Genomic DNA, 14,321 nt, shown 5'->3' with positions numbered 1-14,321 from the left:
TTCTATGGTTAACAGAAAAACAGCGAGAAAATTCAGGCTGGCCCACCGGTACCTCGGGATCCTGCTGGGGGTACAATTCCTGATGTGGACTATCAGCGGCATGTACTTTTCCTGGACGGACCTGGACGAGATCCACGGGGACCACTTCAGGAATATGGAACCGAAACAAACGGCCTTCACGGGGTTGCTCGCTTCCGACCAGCTGGGCATCGGGGAACCCATTGCAACCCTCCGGCTGCTGGATATCGGGGGTGAGCCCTTTTACTGGGTCAATAATCAATCCCTGTACCATGCCCGGACCGGGGAGGCAAAGCCCGGGATATCCCGGGAGGAAGCACTCCTGGTTGCCGAACGGGAGATGCTTCCCGGCCTGGAGGTGGCGGGGGTCCGCCGCATCGACAGCGTGGGCCCCCACCACGAGTACAGGGGGCGCCCGCTACCGGCCTATGAGGTTGCCTACCGGTCTCCGGAAAACCTGAAGGCGTATGTGGCCGTTGCCAACGGGGCCTTCCAGACCGTTCGCCACCGAAACTGGCGCTGGTTCGATTTTCTCTGGATGACCCATACGATGGACTACCAGACCCGGGATAATTTTAATACGACCCTGCTGCGGGCTTTTTCCCTTTTCGGCCTGATCACGGTACTCAGTGGGTTTACGCTCTGGTTTATCAGTTCGCCAACCGTGCGGCGGATCCAGCGCAACTTAATCAAGAAAAAACGCACATCATGAAAAAGTCATATTTATGGATTGGATTGGCCCTTGCGGCAGGACTCCTGCTCGGGTATTTTATATTCTCCGGACCGGGCGACGCGATGAATGCAACCGGGGAGCACAACCATACCCAGGCCGATGCGGACCAAATGTGGACCTGCTCCATGCACCCGCAAATCCTGCAGCCGGAACCCGGGAGTTGCCCCATTTGCGGTATGGACCTGATTCCGGCCGACTCCGGAGCAGATGGCCTGGCTCCCGGACAGCTTAGGTTGACCGAAAATGCCCTGGCCCTTGCCGATGTACAGACGATCCGCCTGGGCGACACCGAATCCGGAAACCGGGTCCTGACGCTGTCGGGTACCATTGAGGCCAACGAAAAGAAAATCGCAACGCAATCGGCTTATTTCGACGGCCGGATCGAAACGCTTTCCATCAACTACGAAGGCGAACCGGTTCGCAAGGGGCAGCGCCTGGCCACCCTGTATGCCCCGGACCTGGTCGCGGCCCAACAGGAACTCCTCACCGCCGCCCGCCTGAAGGAGACCCAGCCCCAATTATACCAGGCCGTACGCAAAAAACTGGAGCTCTGGAAGCTCTCCGGGGAGCGTATCCGGCAAATTGAGGAATCCGGGGAGGTACAGGAGTATTTTCCGGTATTTTCGGATGTCTCGGGAACAGTTTCCCAAATTGACGTTGCAGCCGGGGACTACGTTCGGAAAGGGGAGCCCCTGTTCCGGATTGCCGACCTGGGGACAGTATGGGTGGAGTTTGACGCCTACGAGAACCAGCTCGCCGCTCTGAAAACCGGCCAGGAGCTGACTATCCGTGCCGGGGCCCTTGAAGGGCGCGAATTCCGGGCCCCGATCCAATTCATCAGCCCAATCCTCAACAGTACGACCCGTACGGCTGTGGTGCGCGCTACAATCGACAACTCCGGGGGTGAGCTGAAACCCGGAATGTTTGTCCGGGCGGAACTGGAAGTCTCGGGCGAAGCCGCCGGGGAAGGCCTGGTGGTCCCGCAATCTGCGGTTCTCTGGACCGGGGAACGGTCGATCGTCTACGTAAAACCGGATGCCTCCCGCCCCGTTTTCGAAATGCGGGAAGTGCACCTTGGGACCGCCCTCCCGGGGGGATACCGGGTCCTTGACGGCCTGCAACCCGGCGAGGTAGTAGTGGTTAACGGGACTTTCACCCTGGATGCCGCGGCGCAACTACAGGGTAAGAAATCCATGATGAACCCGGAAAGCGAGCCGATGGGTAAAATGCATGACCACGGGGATATGGGGTCCGAGGATGGTATGGCGGCCAATGTGAGTTCCGGCACCGGCCAACCCGGTCCGAAACTGCCGCAGGCAGACCAGGCCGTGTTCCGGGAGGTGCTTTCCGCTTATCTGGAGCTCAAAGACGCCCTGGTTACCTCGGATAACGATAAGGCGGCACGGGCCGCGGCCCATGCAGCCGGCTTGTTGAAAAGTGCTGGCGAAGGCCTTTCGGGCCTCCGGGGCGATTTCCGGGAGCTGGGTGCCGCAACGGATGTGGACGGCAAGCGGGAGCGGTTTATCGGGTTGTCTGAACGGATGGTGGCCCTGGCCAGCGGGGTGTCCGACCTGCCCGGCACGTTATTTGTCCAGTACTGCCCGATGGCCGACGAGAACCGGGGGGCTTACTGGCTCAGTAAACAGGAATCGATTCGAAACCCGTACTTTGGAGACGAAATGCTCACCTGCGGGGAGGTGCGCGATACGCTGTAACGCAGCGCCCCTGCCGAGGCGTCGCGGCCCGTCGGGGCGGCCCGTCGGGATGCAATGGCCTGACGGCACGCAGCGAAGCGATGGCACTGCGCGGCTTTTGCCGTGCGTTGATAAACTTTTGATAACTTGCCCTGTAAGGAACGGCCTTAAAAACCTACTTTTGCATTGCAAACAATTTAAGCATTTTAAATACACGCCGAGATATGTCTGAAAGCATCGAACGCATCAAAACGCTGATACTGGGCAGCGGGCCCGCCGGGTATACCGCAGCCATTTACGCCGCGCGGGCAGACCTGAAGCCCGTGGTATATACGGGGATGGAGCCCGGGGGACAGCTTACCACCACCACGGAAGTAGAGAATTTCCCGGGCTACCCGGATGGGGTGGACGGGCCTACCATGATGGTGCAATTACAACAACAGGCTGAGCGATTCGGGACAGATGTGCGTATCGGCATGGCAACGGCCGTGGAATTCAGCGACGAACCCGGGGGAATCCACCGGGTAACCATCGACGACGACAAGGTTGTTGAAGCTGAAACGGTGATAATTTCTACCGGTGCATCGGCCAAATACCTGAATATCCCGAGTGAACAGCGCTTGCGGGGTGGCGGCGTCTCGGCCTGCGCCGTGTGTGACGGCTTCTTTTACAAAGGTCAGGATGTGGCAATTGTCGGGGGCGGGGATACCGCAGCTGAGGAGGCGTCCTATCTGGCCAAAATTTGCAACAAGGTCACCATGCTGGTCCGGAAAGACCATTTCCGGGCATCCAAGGCCATGCAAAACCGGGTGATGAGCCTGGAAAACATCGATATACGCTTCAATACGGAAGTTGACGAGGTACTCGGGGATCAGGTGGTGGAAGGCCTGCGCATGGTCAACAACCAGACAGGGGAAAAAGAAGAAGTTGCCATTACCGGACTGTTTATAGCGATCGGGCACAAACCGAATACAGATATTTTCAAGGGACAGCTCGATATGGACGCTACCGGATACATCGTCACCCATGGCAAATCTACCCGGACCAACAAGCCGGGTGTCTTTGCCAGCGGGGATGTACAGGACAAAGAATACCGCCAGGCCGTAACTGCGGCCGGGACGGGGTGTATGGCTGCCCTGGATGCTGAGCGCTATCTCTCCGAGGTTGAAGCGGGCGAAGGGGAGGAAGTGGAACAGCAATAGCCGGCTTCCCGGGCCTGCTGTAAATTGAAATCCCGAAGCACCGTCGGCGCTCCGGGATTCCCATCAGCTAATTCAAATATACCTGATCTGCTGATCAATCAATGCGTTTGTAGTTTTCGGAAAACGTCGGGTTACCTTCTTCATCCAGGGTAATCTGGCTATAGGAATTGTCGTCAAGGACCAACCGGAACCGGAATTGCATGGGCCCGAGGTTGGCCATAAAGTAATGGTCCCCGTATTCGATGTCTTCTATCAATTCGTTTGAGGTGATCTTATAGGAACCAAACCCGAAACGGCCAATCGTATCACTGGGGTCCGTTCGGGACCACATGACCTTGCCATTGTAATACATTTTTACCTGCCTGTACCCCTCTTCCAGGCTGATTGTGTCCGGCTCGTTATCGGCATAATTGCAGAAACTTTGGAGTTCCCAGGTCCCCTCCAGGCTGTGCAGGCTTTCCGGGGGGGCGGTACTCATGGATACAGCGGATAGAAAAACAGCGAACAAAAAAACGATTCCGAGAACTTTTTTCATGGCTCTAATATGTTGAAGTGCTAATAAAGTGTTAAAAAGATACATATTTTTTTGATAAAGCCATAGAAATACCGTGTAATTCCTACCGGTTCGCAAATTATATTGCTAAATTATTGTGTATCCGGAAATTGACTGAGGTGCTTTGCCAACCTCTCAAGCTGGACAGGGGTGTGGGCAGCAGTAAGCACAATCCTTCCGGGAGCTCCGGAGCTTTCTGCCGAATAGCGAAAATGCGAGACAAGGATCTGTTGGGATGCCAGGAAGGAAGCCAGGCCCGAACCGGCAAAAAGGTATACGGGGAAATCGTCCAGGCCGGAAAGAAAGGTCAGGTGGCCCAGCTGGCCCTGGAAGTCCCGGATATTCAGGAGTAACTTGCTTCGCTGCGCCCGGATTAGCCCGGATTCCAGGGAGGTACACAAGGCCGCCAGCCCGGCAGGCGGAGCCGGGCTGGCCCCGGCAAAGGCAGGCAGTCTCCGCAACTGCCGAATGCGTTCGGAGCGGCCCAGGATAATTCCGGCCGTGATACCCAGTGCCTTGCCCAGGGACCCGCAAACAATCAATTCGGCTGCATCCAGGCTGGCAAGATCGCTGCAAGCCCCGGCCCCGTCAGGCCCGAGGACCCCAAATCCGTGGGAGTCGTCGGCAACCAGGATGACCCCGGACAGGTCGATTCCCTCCAACTGCCTGGAAACCAGTTCAGGACCCCTGGAAAAATCGATGGTGTCGGTGAACAAAACGGGTTGGGCCTCGCCGTTGTTCCGGGCTTCGTCCAGTTGCCGGACCATGTGCTTCAAATCGCGCGCCCTTTCGGCGCCTGCAGGCATAAGGGCGGCGTGGCAGGCGGGGTGATAGACGCACTGGAAAGCCTTACCGGCGAAGGCATCGGCCAGGAGCCGGCCGGCCAGGAAGCCGGACGACACACTACAGGCCGCTTCACTCCCGGTCCAGCGCGCGATTTGCTTTTCGGCTTCTTCGTAGATGGCCGGTGCAACAGGCCCTTCCCTGGAAGCCCCCCAATGGGTGCCCAGGCGGCGGGTGGCATCGGCAACCAGGTCAGTGAAGGCGGGCAGCGTCTGCAACCCCAGGTAGGAGGTGCCCGCGAAGTACCCCCAGGTGGCGCCTTCTAACCGGATTTCCGTTCCCGGAATTCCTGCAACGTGCTGTGGTTTATTTTGCATAATTGAATTTCTGGCCCATGGTCCGTGGTTCGCAGCCCGGTTTATAAGTCGGCTGTCAGCACCACGCCGCTACCCCCTGTTTCCGGCAGGATCACCTCGGCATCGTCGGTGATCACCACACCCCGGGCGATGTCGCTGCGAAGCAACAGCGCTCCGTCCATGTCCACGTAGTCCAGTTGGGGCAGCAGCTGGGCAATGGCGGATATCCCGACAGTGGATTCGGTCATGCAGCCAACCATGATCTTCAGCCCGAGTTCACGGCCCCTTCGAATCATCCTCCGCGCCGGGGTCAAGCCCCCGCACTTGGTCAGCTTGATGTTGATGCCGTTAAAGTGGAGGCCGCAGCGATCCACGTCCGATTCCACGATACAGCTCTCATCTGCGATTATCGGGAGGACGCTGCCATGGGCTACCTGCTCCATCCCCTCCCAGTCATCTGCGGGCAATGGCTGCTCGATGAATTCCACGCCCAGTTCTTTCAGGGCCCGCGCGTTGTCCAGGGTTTCCCCGGCTGTCCAGGCGCAATTGGCATCCACCCGGAATACGGCATCCGTATGCTGCCTCAGTTCCCGAACCAGTGCCACATCCCGGTCCGTCCCGAGCTTGATTTTGTAGACGGGCCAGGGTCGCTCCTGCATTTTGGCAACCATTTTTTCAGGGGTATCCAGGCCGATGGTGAAGTTTGTAACGGGCAGGTCCCGGGCGGCGGTCCCCCAGATTGCATAAAGGGGTTTCCCCAGGAGTTTCCCATGGAGGTCATTACAGGCCAGGTCCAGGGCGCAGCGGGCAAATGGGGTGAGTTCCAGGTTTTCGAGCAGTTCGTAAAACGCCTCCGGGTCGGTTTGGGGGAATGCTTCCACCGCGCTGCGGGCCTTCTCAATTTCCTTTATCAGGCCCTCGACGGTTACCCCGTAATAGGGGTTGGAGGTTGCTTCCCCGTAGCCCTTTTTTCCGCCGGATTCCAGGCAGGCGATAAGCGTGGGCTGGCGGTCGTATCGCTCCCGGGATATTCCGAAGGTATGGGCCAGTTCAAGTTGGTGGGCATGCAGGGTCAGTTTCACATCGAATCGGTTTGAATCCCGAAAGTAGTAAATCGCAGCAAAAAACCCCTGTCCGGGGACAAGGGTTTTCAGCAGACCGTTCGGGTCCTGATTGATGAATGGCCGGCGAAAAGATTAGTACTTGTGAACGCTGCCGGAGGCAGATTTTTTGGTTTGGACGCTGGCCTCGCCGCTGTAGTGGATATCCGCGCCGCTGCTGGCATCGGCTGTAAGGGATTCGGTGGCATATACCCGGATATCCGCACCGCTGCTCGCGTTGGCATGGCATATTTTTGCCTGCAGGTCCCCGGCCTTGATGTCCGAACCGCTGCTGGCATCTGCGTAAAACAAGTTGGTCCGGCCGCTGACCCGGATATCGGCACCGCTGCTGCAATCGGCTTCCACCTCGTCGGCCTCTACTGCCGCTTTCAGGTCGGCACCGCTACTGGCATCCAGGCGGATGTTCCGGGACGCTATCGTACCCCGGGTTTCCAGGTCGCTGCCGCTCGAGGCGCTCAGAGCCGTTATTTCCGGCAGGGTTACATAAACATTCTTGGTAGCACGCCCGATATTCTCTATAGCGTGTATTTTCAACTTCCCGTCCCGGATATCCGTGCCGATAAGGTCGATGACGTTCTCGTCCGCCTCCACCCGGATATCGTACTCGTCACCCTGAGTGACGTATACATCCAGGCCCTCGGAGGCCGATACGGCAGTAAAATCGCCCGTAACGGAGCGGGCTTCTTCGACCACAACGCCGTTGCCCCTTTTCCCGGCACCCCAATTCATGTCGAGCATGCAGGAAGAGGCCAGCAGGGCCAGTATAATTCCGATTGTAATTCGCGCTAGTGTTGCCATGGTATTCGATTTTTGATTGTGGGGTTGGTTCCCCGGTTTACATTTAGGTTCTGGTTGTTGCTTTGTACTTTTCAAAATTGCGCTTTCCCAAGGGGCTGCCCCAATTGTGCCGACCGAACTGTCGTTTCAGCCGGATGAATTGTCAGAGCCCGTCCTCCTGGGCTTTGATCTCCACCCCGTTCTCGTCGATTTTCATCTTAAAACTGTCCTGTTCGTCTTTCAGGTCGATGTCCACCCCGTTCTCGTCGATGATAATCCGGTTTTCCCGACTGTCATCTTCCCATTGTCCGGAGCCGGTATCCTCCGGGCAATCCTGGCATACCAACATGCCGTTAGGACCCATAACCCATTGGTGGCGGACGATATCCCGGTAATACATCCCGCGGTCGTTCTGGGTGCGTCTTCCCAGGTAATTCCGGGCAGACGGTTCAAAGATCAGGTGGGTGCCTTCCGGCACAAAAAGGGTCAGGCGGATTTCCTGGTTGCGGACTTTGTTATCCACGTCGGTGGTGAAAAAGTTGTCGAGGTGAATGGCCGAACCGGCCAGGGCGTAATCGTACCGGATGGACCCGGCCCGTTGGCGCGCATCTTCATAAGAACGGCCGTCGGCATCCCGACGCAGGCGCAGGGTAGCCACCGAATCCTCGGATTTGCGGATGTCGAGCAACACGTCGTCCGAATAGAGCAGGGGCTGGTCGTCATCGTCATACCGGATGCGCATGCCTGCCACAACCGGGCCGGAATGCCTGTCGAAATCGCCTCCGCGAAACCGGATACGGAGCGTATCGGTGGCCGGTGAGGCCAGCGCAAGCGTATCGGTGGTGGTGACGCTTTCCGTGTAGGCGTGTGCAGCTACCTGTTTTACGCTCAGTACGGCCAGGCTGATAACGGCGATCAGCCAGAGGCCCAACAGGGAAAACTTGGCGATGTTCCCAATGGATTTCAGATTGTTCACCAGGATTTTCAAGCCGAGGTACAACAGGAAAAAGAAGGGAATTCCCACTGTCAGGAATACCAGGAGGGAGACAATCCACACGGGCGTTTCCGTGGAGTTGAGCAACCCGATCAGGTCGACGCCCGGAATCTGGACCGCATCCACCACCCCAACGGTGAAAAGGGCGATAAACAGCCCGATCAGGGTGGCAGCCCCGATAATGATCAGCAGGATCCCGATAAATTTGCCGATTACCTTAAAGAAAAACATGATGACGTCGCCCAGCGTGTCGAAAAAGGTCTTTCCACTGCTTTTCACCCTGGAACCCACTTTTTCGTAATCCACGCTGCGGACCCGTTCTGCAACGTCATCGAAGCCCTCCTTTACCTTCCGCTCGATATTGCTGATATTCACGGGTTCCCCGGTCATATCCAGTTTCTGCGCGGTAGTTGCAGCTTCGGGCACCAGGATCCAGAGCAGGATATAGGCGATGAAGCCAAAGCCGGTAAAGACGGCCAGGATGATAAAGATCAGGCGGATCCACAGGGCGTCCAGGCCCAGGTAGTGCTCGAGCCCGGCGCAGACGCCGCCGATGTATTTGTGGTCGATATCCCGGTAGAGTTTCTTGGCGGAACGGGTAGTGCGGCTTTTGGCGGATCCCGTACCCGGCGGGACATCCTCAAAAATATCCTCATCCACCTGGTAGTCTTCGGGTTGTCCCATGATGGCGATGACGGCGTCCACTTCCTTTTGGGTGATCACCTGCCGTTCATTTTCCATTTTTTCGTAAAAAAGCTCGGCGATCCGCGCCTCGATGTCGGCGATGATCTCGTCGCTTCCCGCCGTGCCGGCAAAGGAACGCTTGACAGCTTCCAGGTACCGGAGGAGCTTTTGATATGCGTTTTCATCTATATGAAAAAGCATATTGGCCAGATTGATATTTACAGTCTTGTTCATCTTACTTGTTTTTTGCGTTGGTGACCACATTGACGGCGGTTCGGAGCTCGTCCCAGGTGGTGTTCAGCTCCTTGAGGAAAATGGTGCCGGTCTCCGTGAGACCGTAGTATTTCCGGGGCGGGCCCGAGGTGGATTCCTCCCAACGGTAGGAAAGCAACCCCGCATTTTTCAGTCGGGTGAGCAGGGGGTAAATGGTCCCTTCCACCACCAGCATCTTTGCGTCTTTCAGGGTATCCAGAATTTCGGAGGCGTATTTGTCCTCCCCGCTAAGGATGGAGAGGATACAATACTCCAGGACCCCTTTCCGCATTTGTGCTTTTGTATTTTCTACATTCATAATTTCGGGTCTTAATCCGACATTTCACAAGGTGCCCCCTGTTGGGTCGGTGTTAACTGTTCGTTTCTTGTTCTCATGATGGTTTGATTGATGAATAAACTCCTAGTGGCCTAATGCAGGCTGATGATCCGGTGCATTTTCCAGCCGTCGTTTTCCTGTTTCCACACGGTCACAAAACGACTGGGTTTTGATATGGCGTCCGGTTCCCGGTTGTTGTAAAATTTATGCAATCCGATCTCAACCGCCCCAAAGCCCTTAATTTCATGTACTTCAACGCTTCCGGGCACCAGGCTGCGGGACACTTGCCCACAGATATTGTCTTCAATACTCTCCAGGATCCGGGACTTGGATGTGCTCAGCCCGCCCTGGTCGTGATAGAATTCGAGGCTGTCGCTGAGGAGTTCCTCCTGGGTAGCCATATCGCATTCGTTATAGGCGGTGAAATACGCCTGGTCCAGGTCCAGGATGGTCCGGTACAGGTCGGAATCTTCGGGGACCTGTCCGAAGGCATCCGCCAGCGCCCCGACCAAAATGGCCAGGATCAAAAGGATGTGCCGGGTTTTCAGGGCAGGGAGGGTGCGGTAGATGGTCTGCGTTTTCATTAGCGAATGAATTTAATGGTCAGGGGATACCTGAAATACTGTCCTTCATTGGTGCGGATCGTAGCCAGGATCGTATAAACGATATTGACGACAAACAGGCCCATGGCCAGCAAGCCGCCGATGCCGACAGGCCACCAGAAAAACGGGAAGTCAAAAAATCCGGTCCCGAAGTCAAAGTGGAAGGATTCAAAATTGTGATGGTTGTCCCAGGAGAGGATGCCGTGTTCAAACAGCCCCGGAATTGAGGCCACAAAGAACGGGATGCTGATAGCCCCTACCAGGAAGGAATAGAGGAACATACTGATCTGGAAATTCAATGCCTGTTTGCCGTTGTAATCGACAAATTCGTGCTGGTTGCGATTGGAGAGCCAGAGCACCAGGGGAACCAGGAACTGTCCGAAGGGAATAAAGAACCGGGACAGGGTGGATCCGTGGATTAACGCAGACAGGTTGCGCTCGTGTTTTGATAGTGATTCTGTCATGGCCTAGTTGTTTCTTATGCAAATATATATACGAAGAAAGGTATTATGCAAAACATAGTACTATAAATTAACATATATTTAACAAATGTAAACGGGGATATTTTTGATACATTTATAGGTATAAATCCCATCAGATGGCCTTATCGGTTCGCAGTTTCAACAGATTCATGTTCTTCAAATTACCCGCGGCCTGGTGGTGCGGCGTCCGGCTAACGGCACTGGATGGGAATCGGGGGGAAGCTGCCGTTACCCACCGGTGGATCAACCAGAACCCATTCCGCTCCATGTTCTGGGCGGTACAGGGAATGGCTGCCGAATTGTCTACCGGGGCCCTGGTTATGTATCACATCCGGAAAAGCGGGCTTCCGATCTCCATGCTGGTACTCAACAACCGGGCAAACTTTTCCAAAAAGGCAACGGGCCGCATCCGGTTTGAATGCCCGGACGGCGATAAGGTCCGCCATGCCATCGACCAGGCCGTTACGACCGGGAAGGGGCAAACAGTCTGGATGCAATCGGTGGGAGTGAACGCCGACGGGGTCACGGTGAGCACCTTTGATTTTGAATGGACGCTGAAGGTCAAATCCTGAGTAGTTTATTTTTTTAGTATCTTTTTTCTCTACTGCATATCATCAATCAACCATTGCCAATTAACAATAATATGCCTTATGATCTCAGTTTTCAGGTCCGACCCGATTATGTAACAGCAGAACTATCCGTCAAAATCGCCCCGGGGCAGGAGCTGAAGGAAGCCATGGAGCGGTGGGAGGCGATTGCACGGATATGCCGGGAAAACAATCGGGATAAAGTGCTTGTTGTCATGTCTTTTAACGGGAGTTACGGGATGGAGACCAAATTCAAACTCGCCAAAGGGGCTTCTTCCATCGGTTGGACCCCAAACCTCAAACTGGCGGTGGTTATCCCGGACCCCGACCGGTTCAGTGAACAGCTATTTACGGAAACAGCCCTGAACAGCCTGGGTTACGAGATGAAATTATTTCTGAAAAAAAGACCGGCCAAAAAATGGCTGCTCGGATAGATCCCAATAATTCCCCCCCGTTGCCGGCCAATGGGTCCAAGGCGAAATCCTCAGGATATTTGTAACATTTTAAGTTGGCCTGCTACCAACAGATAGTCTGAATAGTAACTCAAAGGAATGCAACCTATGAATACCGGAAACCACGTAGTAGATTATGAAATATTCGGGGAGGAGATGCAGTATGTGTCGGTGGAACTGGACCCGAACGAAGGGGTCATTGCCGAAGCCGGCAGTTTTATGATGATGGACCCGGACATCCGAATGGAAACCATTTTTGGCGACGGCAGTAAGAAAGATACGGGCGTACTGGGCAAGATATTTTCCGCCGGCAAACGCGTACTTACCGGTGAGGGCCTGTTTATGACGGCCTTCTACAATGGCGGGCAGGGCAAAAAGAAAGTGAGTTTTGCCTCTCCCTACCCTGGAAAGATCGTCCCCATAGACCTGAAGGAAAAAGGCGGCAGGTTTATCTGCCAGAAAGATGCATTCCTCTGCGCCGCCAAGGGCGTTTCCGTGGGTATCGAATTCTCCCGCAGGTTGGGTCGGGGATTGTTTGGGGGCGAGGGTTTTATCATGCAAAAACTCGAAGGGGACGGCATGGCTTTCGTTCATGCAGGAGGAACCCTGGCGCGCCGCACCCTCCAGGCAGGGGAGGTACTACGCGTCGACACCGGGTGTATCGTAGGCTTTTCCCAAACCGTTGACTACGATATCGAATTTGTGGGCGGGATCAAAAATACGCTGTTCGGGGGCGAAGGCTTTTTCTTTGCCACCCTGAGGGGGCCGGGCACTGTCTATATCCAATCCCTGCCATTCAGCCGCCTGGCCGGACGGGTCCTGGCAGCAGCCCCCAAAGGCGGCGGTAAGGACAAAGGGGAGGGCAGCATCCTCGGAGGTCTCGGCGACCTGCTCGACGGCGACAACCGGTTCTGATGCCGGTTGGCCCCGATGCACCAGGCCCTGATCCTTCCTGCGCCAGGCCCCGATCCTTCCTGCACCAGGTCGGGACAGCCGGCTGCCGGCAATTTGGCTGGATTACCCCTGCCTATTCGGGAACCGCATTGTCCGAAGCGGGGATCATCCGGGCGCTCAGATCCGGGTCGGCCATATCCGCGTCCAGGGGGAACATGGGCCGGATGATCCGTTGATGACCCAGCCGGGCCAGGTCCTGATCCACCCCACCAGGCGTGAGTGCCATTACCCAGCCGCCCCGCATGTCGTATAATTCCGGCACGAGATAACCAATTTTCACGACAACGATATCCGTTTCCCGGGGGTTGAGCCCCAGTCGGGTAAAGTCTTCTTCCCGGTGGTAGGGTTTGCGCTTCTCAGTAACGATAACATGGGCATTCCCGGTTTTTACCACCGCCTCGGTCCCGGCGTGCTGGTCGCCCTTGCGCAGTGCGGTGACGGTTCCCTCCAGCAAGAGGGGAGGTGCATACCGGTCATCGACGGCTGCCCCTACCCGGGCACTGACGGTACCGCCCACCCCGGTGCGAACGGCTTCCCGTATCAGTTCGGGGCCGGGGATGGAAGCGTAGATAAGGGTCGGCCCTCCCGGAGTGGTAAATTCCGGGCGTTTCAGCAATTCGGTAAGCGTCCAGGTGACATCCCCGGCGCCCCCGGCGGTTGGGTTATCTCCCATATCGCTGATGATAAATGGCTGTTCTTCGCTGGAAAGGGCCAATTGTAATGCGCTTTCAAAGTCCGTAGTGGGGGCCACAAATTCAAATTCGTCCCGTACCTTCCAGAACTCCCCGGCCAGGTACTCCGCCCCGGAAACCACTTGTTCCCGGTCATCCCCGGTTACCATAACCACCGCGTGGTTCCTGGGTTCGTCTGCCCACGCATAGCCGATCCAGATGGCGGCATCCACCACCCCGTCGCGGGCCGCTACGCCGGGTACCCTGGCATACAGGCTCTTTCCGGGTTCCACCCGGGTGCTGGTCTTCTCCCCGGGTAGCAGGATGGGCACGGGAACCCAGGCCTTGTAAGCGGGTTTCCCCTTGCCGCTTTCCAACCGGTCCAGCAAGTTTTCCACAGCGCGTTTCTTGGACTCCAGGGCGTCTTCGTGCGGCGCCATGCGGTAACAGGTAATCAGGTCCGTATGCCTAGCGAGCCGTCGGGAGACGTTTCCGTGCAGGTCCATGGAGGTGGATATCAGGACTTCAGGGCCCACCACCTCCCGGATGCGGTATATCAAATCGCCTTCGGGATCATCCATCCCTTCGACGCTCATGGCACCGTGGATGTCAAAGAAAAGCCCGTCAAAGGGTTTTTGGGCCTCGAGTCGTTTGAGGGTTTGCCCAACCAGCGATTCGTAGGCCTTGCGGGTAACCGTCCCGCCGGGAAGGGCCTTCCCCACCAGGGTGGGGACCCATTCGGCGCGTTTCCGGTTAACGGAATCCGCATGGAGGAAGGGGTATCGGGTAAAAACGGAATCGCCTGTGCGGGGGTGGAAGGCGGCTTCTTCGGTCCGCGCCGGCGAAAAAGTGCTCGATTCAATGCCGAGTCCTGCAATGGCAATCCGAGGCAGGTCGGTTCCCGGCTCATTCCCGGAGCGGTTGTTTTGGCCGCAGGAGGCCAGTAATGTAATAAGCAGTAAAAACAGGGTGTATCGAATTGGATTCATGGGCAACGGATCTGTGTAAGGATTTTAAAGAGGTTTGGCAGCAGGCAGCTAGTTGCCGCCCGCGCATTAAAAGTATCAAT

At 56.3% G+C, this 14,321-nt stretch carries 15 protein-coding genes; 6 read left to right on the top strand and 9 right to left on the bottom strand.

The genetic code is table 11. The features are described 5' to 3' along the window. The first annotated feature begins 4 nt into the window (after window positions 1-4). From AC3DKS_RS08535 to trxB, 3 genes are all read left to right on the top strand, one after another. Window positions 5-730 carry a membrane protein gene (locus tag AC3DKS_RS08535; protein ID WP_015755356.1) on the top strand — a complete coding sequence of 242 codons (726 nt, stop codon included), beginning with the start codon at window positions 5-7 and terminating at the stop codon, window positions 728-730. Continuing rightward, a complete protein-coding gene (locus tag AC3DKS_RS08530; protein WP_272607809.1) occupies window positions 727-2,466 on the top strand; it encodes an efflux RND transporter periplasmic adaptor subunit in 1,740 nt (579 codons plus the stop codon). Before AC3DKS_RS08535 ends, AC3DKS_RS08530 begins: the two co-directional genes overlap by 4 nt. Window positions 2,467-2,669: 203 nt before the next feature. Beyond that, on the top strand, window positions 2,670-3,647 hold the full coding sequence (trxB, locus tag AC3DKS_RS08525) for a thioredoxin-disulfide reductase (RefSeq protein WP_272607810.1): 978 nt from the start codon (window positions 2,670-2,672) through the stop codon (window positions 3,645-3,647). Window positions 3,648-3,741: 94 nt separating this feature from the next. Here trxB and AC3DKS_RS08520 read toward each other — a convergent pair whose 3' ends face one another. The 8 genes from AC3DKS_RS08520 to AC3DKS_RS08485 form a co-directional block, all read right to left on the bottom strand. Continuing rightward, window positions 3,742-4,125 (bottom strand): hypothetical protein, encoded by a 384-nt coding sequence (locus AC3DKS_RS08520; protein ID WP_015755353.1) that lies wholly within the window; start codon window positions 4,123-4,125, stop codon window positions 3,742-3,744. A gap of 167 nt (window positions 4,126-4,292) precedes the next feature. After that, window positions 4,293-5,360 carry an aminotransferase class I/II-fold pyridoxal phosphate-dependent enzyme gene (locus AC3DKS_RS08515; RefSeq protein WP_272607811.1) on the bottom strand — a complete coding sequence of 356 codons (1,068 nt, stop codon included), beginning with the start codon at window positions 5,358-5,360 and terminating at the stop codon, window positions 4,293-4,295. A 41-nt stretch (window positions 5,361-5,401) separates the two neighbouring features. After that, window positions 5,402-6,421 (bottom strand): dipeptide epimerase, encoded by a 1,020-nt coding sequence (locus tag AC3DKS_RS08510; RefSeq protein ID WP_272607812.1) that lies wholly within the window; start codon window positions 6,419-6,421, stop codon window positions 5,402-5,404. Window positions 6,422-6,535: 114 nt separating this feature from the next. Continuing rightward, on the bottom strand, window positions 6,536-7,258 hold the full coding sequence (locus AC3DKS_RS08505) for a head GIN domain-containing protein (RefSeq protein WP_272607813.1): 723 nt from the start codon (window positions 7,256-7,258) through the stop codon (window positions 6,536-6,538). Between the two features lie 142 nt (window positions 7,259-7,400). Further along, complete coding sequence (locus tag AC3DKS_RS08500) at window positions 7,401-9,149, bottom strand: PspC domain-containing protein (RefSeq protein ID WP_015755349.1); 1,749 nt, start codon at window positions 9,147-9,149, stop codon at window positions 7,401-7,403. A 1-nt stretch (window position 9,150) separates the two neighbouring features. Next, window positions 9,151-9,486 (bottom strand): PadR family transcriptional regulator, encoded by a 336-nt coding sequence (locus AC3DKS_RS08495; protein WP_041327259.1) that lies wholly within the window; start codon window positions 9,484-9,486, stop codon window positions 9,151-9,153. Between the two features lie 110 nt (window positions 9,487-9,596). Continuing rightward, window positions 9,597-10,088 carry a nuclear transport factor 2 family protein gene (locus AC3DKS_RS08490; RefSeq protein ID WP_272607814.1) on the bottom strand — a complete coding sequence of 164 codons (492 nt, stop codon included), beginning with the start codon at window positions 10,086-10,088 and terminating at the stop codon, window positions 9,597-9,599. Further along, window positions 10,088-10,570 carry a DUF4870 domain-containing protein gene (locus AC3DKS_RS08485; protein ID WP_272607815.1) on the bottom strand — a complete coding sequence of 161 codons (483 nt, stop codon included), beginning with the start codon at window positions 10,568-10,570 and terminating at the stop codon, window positions 10,088-10,090. Before AC3DKS_RS08485 ends, AC3DKS_RS08490 begins: the two co-directional genes overlap by 1 nt. Window positions 10,571-10,704: 134 nt before the next feature. Between AC3DKS_RS08485 and AC3DKS_RS08480 the strand changes: the two genes are divergently transcribed. The 3 genes from AC3DKS_RS08480 (at window position 10,705) to AC3DKS_RS08470 (ending at window position 12,542) form a co-directional block, all read left to right on the top strand. Further along, on the top strand, window positions 10,705-11,160 hold the full coding sequence (locus AC3DKS_RS08480) for a DUF4442 domain-containing protein (RefSeq protein ID WP_272607816.1): 456 nt from the start codon (window positions 10,705-10,707) through the stop codon (window positions 11,158-11,160). Window positions 11,161-11,231: 71 nt separating this feature from the next. Continuing rightward, complete coding sequence (locus tag AC3DKS_RS08475; protein WP_272607817.1) at window positions 11,232-11,609, top strand: hypothetical protein; 378 nt, start codon at window positions 11,232-11,234, stop codon at window positions 11,607-11,609. A 117-nt stretch (window positions 11,610-11,726) separates the two neighbouring features. Further along, window positions 11,727-12,542 carry a TIGR00266 family protein gene (locus AC3DKS_RS08470; RefSeq protein WP_430930922.1) on the top strand — a complete coding sequence of 272 codons (816 nt, stop codon included), beginning with the start codon at window positions 11,727-11,729 and terminating at the stop codon, window positions 12,540-12,542. 112 nt (window positions 12,543-12,654) lie between these two features. Here the strand turns inward: AC3DKS_RS08470 and AC3DKS_RS08465 are convergent, their stop codons facing one another. Next, complete coding sequence (locus tag AC3DKS_RS08465; protein ID WP_272607818.1) at window positions 12,655-14,241, bottom strand: M81 family metallopeptidase; 1,587 nt, start codon at window positions 14,239-14,241, stop codon at window positions 12,655-12,657. Window positions 14,242-14,321: the final 80 nt, after the last annotated feature.

The organism is Robiginitalea sp. (genome assembly GCF_982776155.1).
Note: the sequence above shows the minus strand (reverse complement) of the source record. Positions and strands in the feature narration are given on the sequence as shown.

Excerpts from the sequence above, each read along its gene's own strand:
- AC3DKS_RS08535 (WP_015755356.1), top strand. The coding sequence starts at position 5 with ATGGTTAACAGAAAAACAGCGAGAAAATTCAGGCTGGCCCACCGGTAC.
- AC3DKS_RS08530 (WP_272607809.1), top strand. The coding sequence starts at position 727 with ATGAAAAAGTCATATTTATGGATTGGATTGGCCCTTGCGGCAGGACTC.
- trxB (WP_272607810.1), top strand. The coding sequence starts at position 2,670 with ATGTCTGAAAGCATCGAACGCATCAAAACGCTGATACTGGGCAGCGGG.
- AC3DKS_RS08520 (WP_015755353.1), bottom strand. The coding sequence starts at position 4,125 with ATGAGTACCGCCCCCCCGGAAAGCCTGCACAGCCTGGAGGGGACCTGG.
- AC3DKS_RS08515 (WP_272607811.1), bottom strand. The coding sequence starts at position 5,360 with ATGCAAAATAAACCACAGCACGTTGCAGGAATTCCGGGAACGGAAATC.
- AC3DKS_RS08505 (WP_272607813.1), bottom strand. The coding sequence starts at position 7,258 with ATGGCAACACTAGCGCGAATTACAATCGGAATTATACTGGCCCTGCTG.
- AC3DKS_RS08500 (WP_015755349.1), bottom strand. The coding sequence starts at position 9,149 with ATGAACAAGACTGTAAATATCAATCTGGCCAATATGCTTTTTCATATA.
- AC3DKS_RS08495 (WP_041327259.1), bottom strand. The coding sequence starts at position 9,486 with ATGAATGTAGAAAATACAAAAGCACAAATGCGGAAAGGGGTCCTGGAG.
- AC3DKS_RS08490 (WP_272607814.1), bottom strand. The coding sequence starts at position 10,088 with ATGAAAACGCAGACCATCTACCGCACCCTCCCTGCCCTGAAAACCCGG.
- AC3DKS_RS08485 (WP_272607815.1), bottom strand. The coding sequence starts at position 10,570 with ATGACAGAATCACTATCAAAACACGAGCGCAACCTGTCTGCGTTAATC.
- AC3DKS_RS08480 (WP_272607816.1), top strand. The coding sequence starts at position 10,705 with ATGGCCTTATCGGTTCGCAGTTTCAACAGATTCATGTTCTTCAAATTA.
- AC3DKS_RS08475 (WP_272607817.1), top strand. The coding sequence starts at position 11,232 with ATGCCTTATGATCTCAGTTTTCAGGTCCGACCCGATTATGTAACAGCA.
- AC3DKS_RS08470 (WP_430930922.1), top strand. The coding sequence starts at position 11,727 with ATGCAACCTATGAATACCGGAAACCACGTAGTAGATTATGAAATATTC.
- AC3DKS_RS08465 (WP_272607818.1), bottom strand. The coding sequence starts at position 14,241 with ATGAATCCAATTCGATACACCCTGTTTTTACTGCTTATTACATTACTG.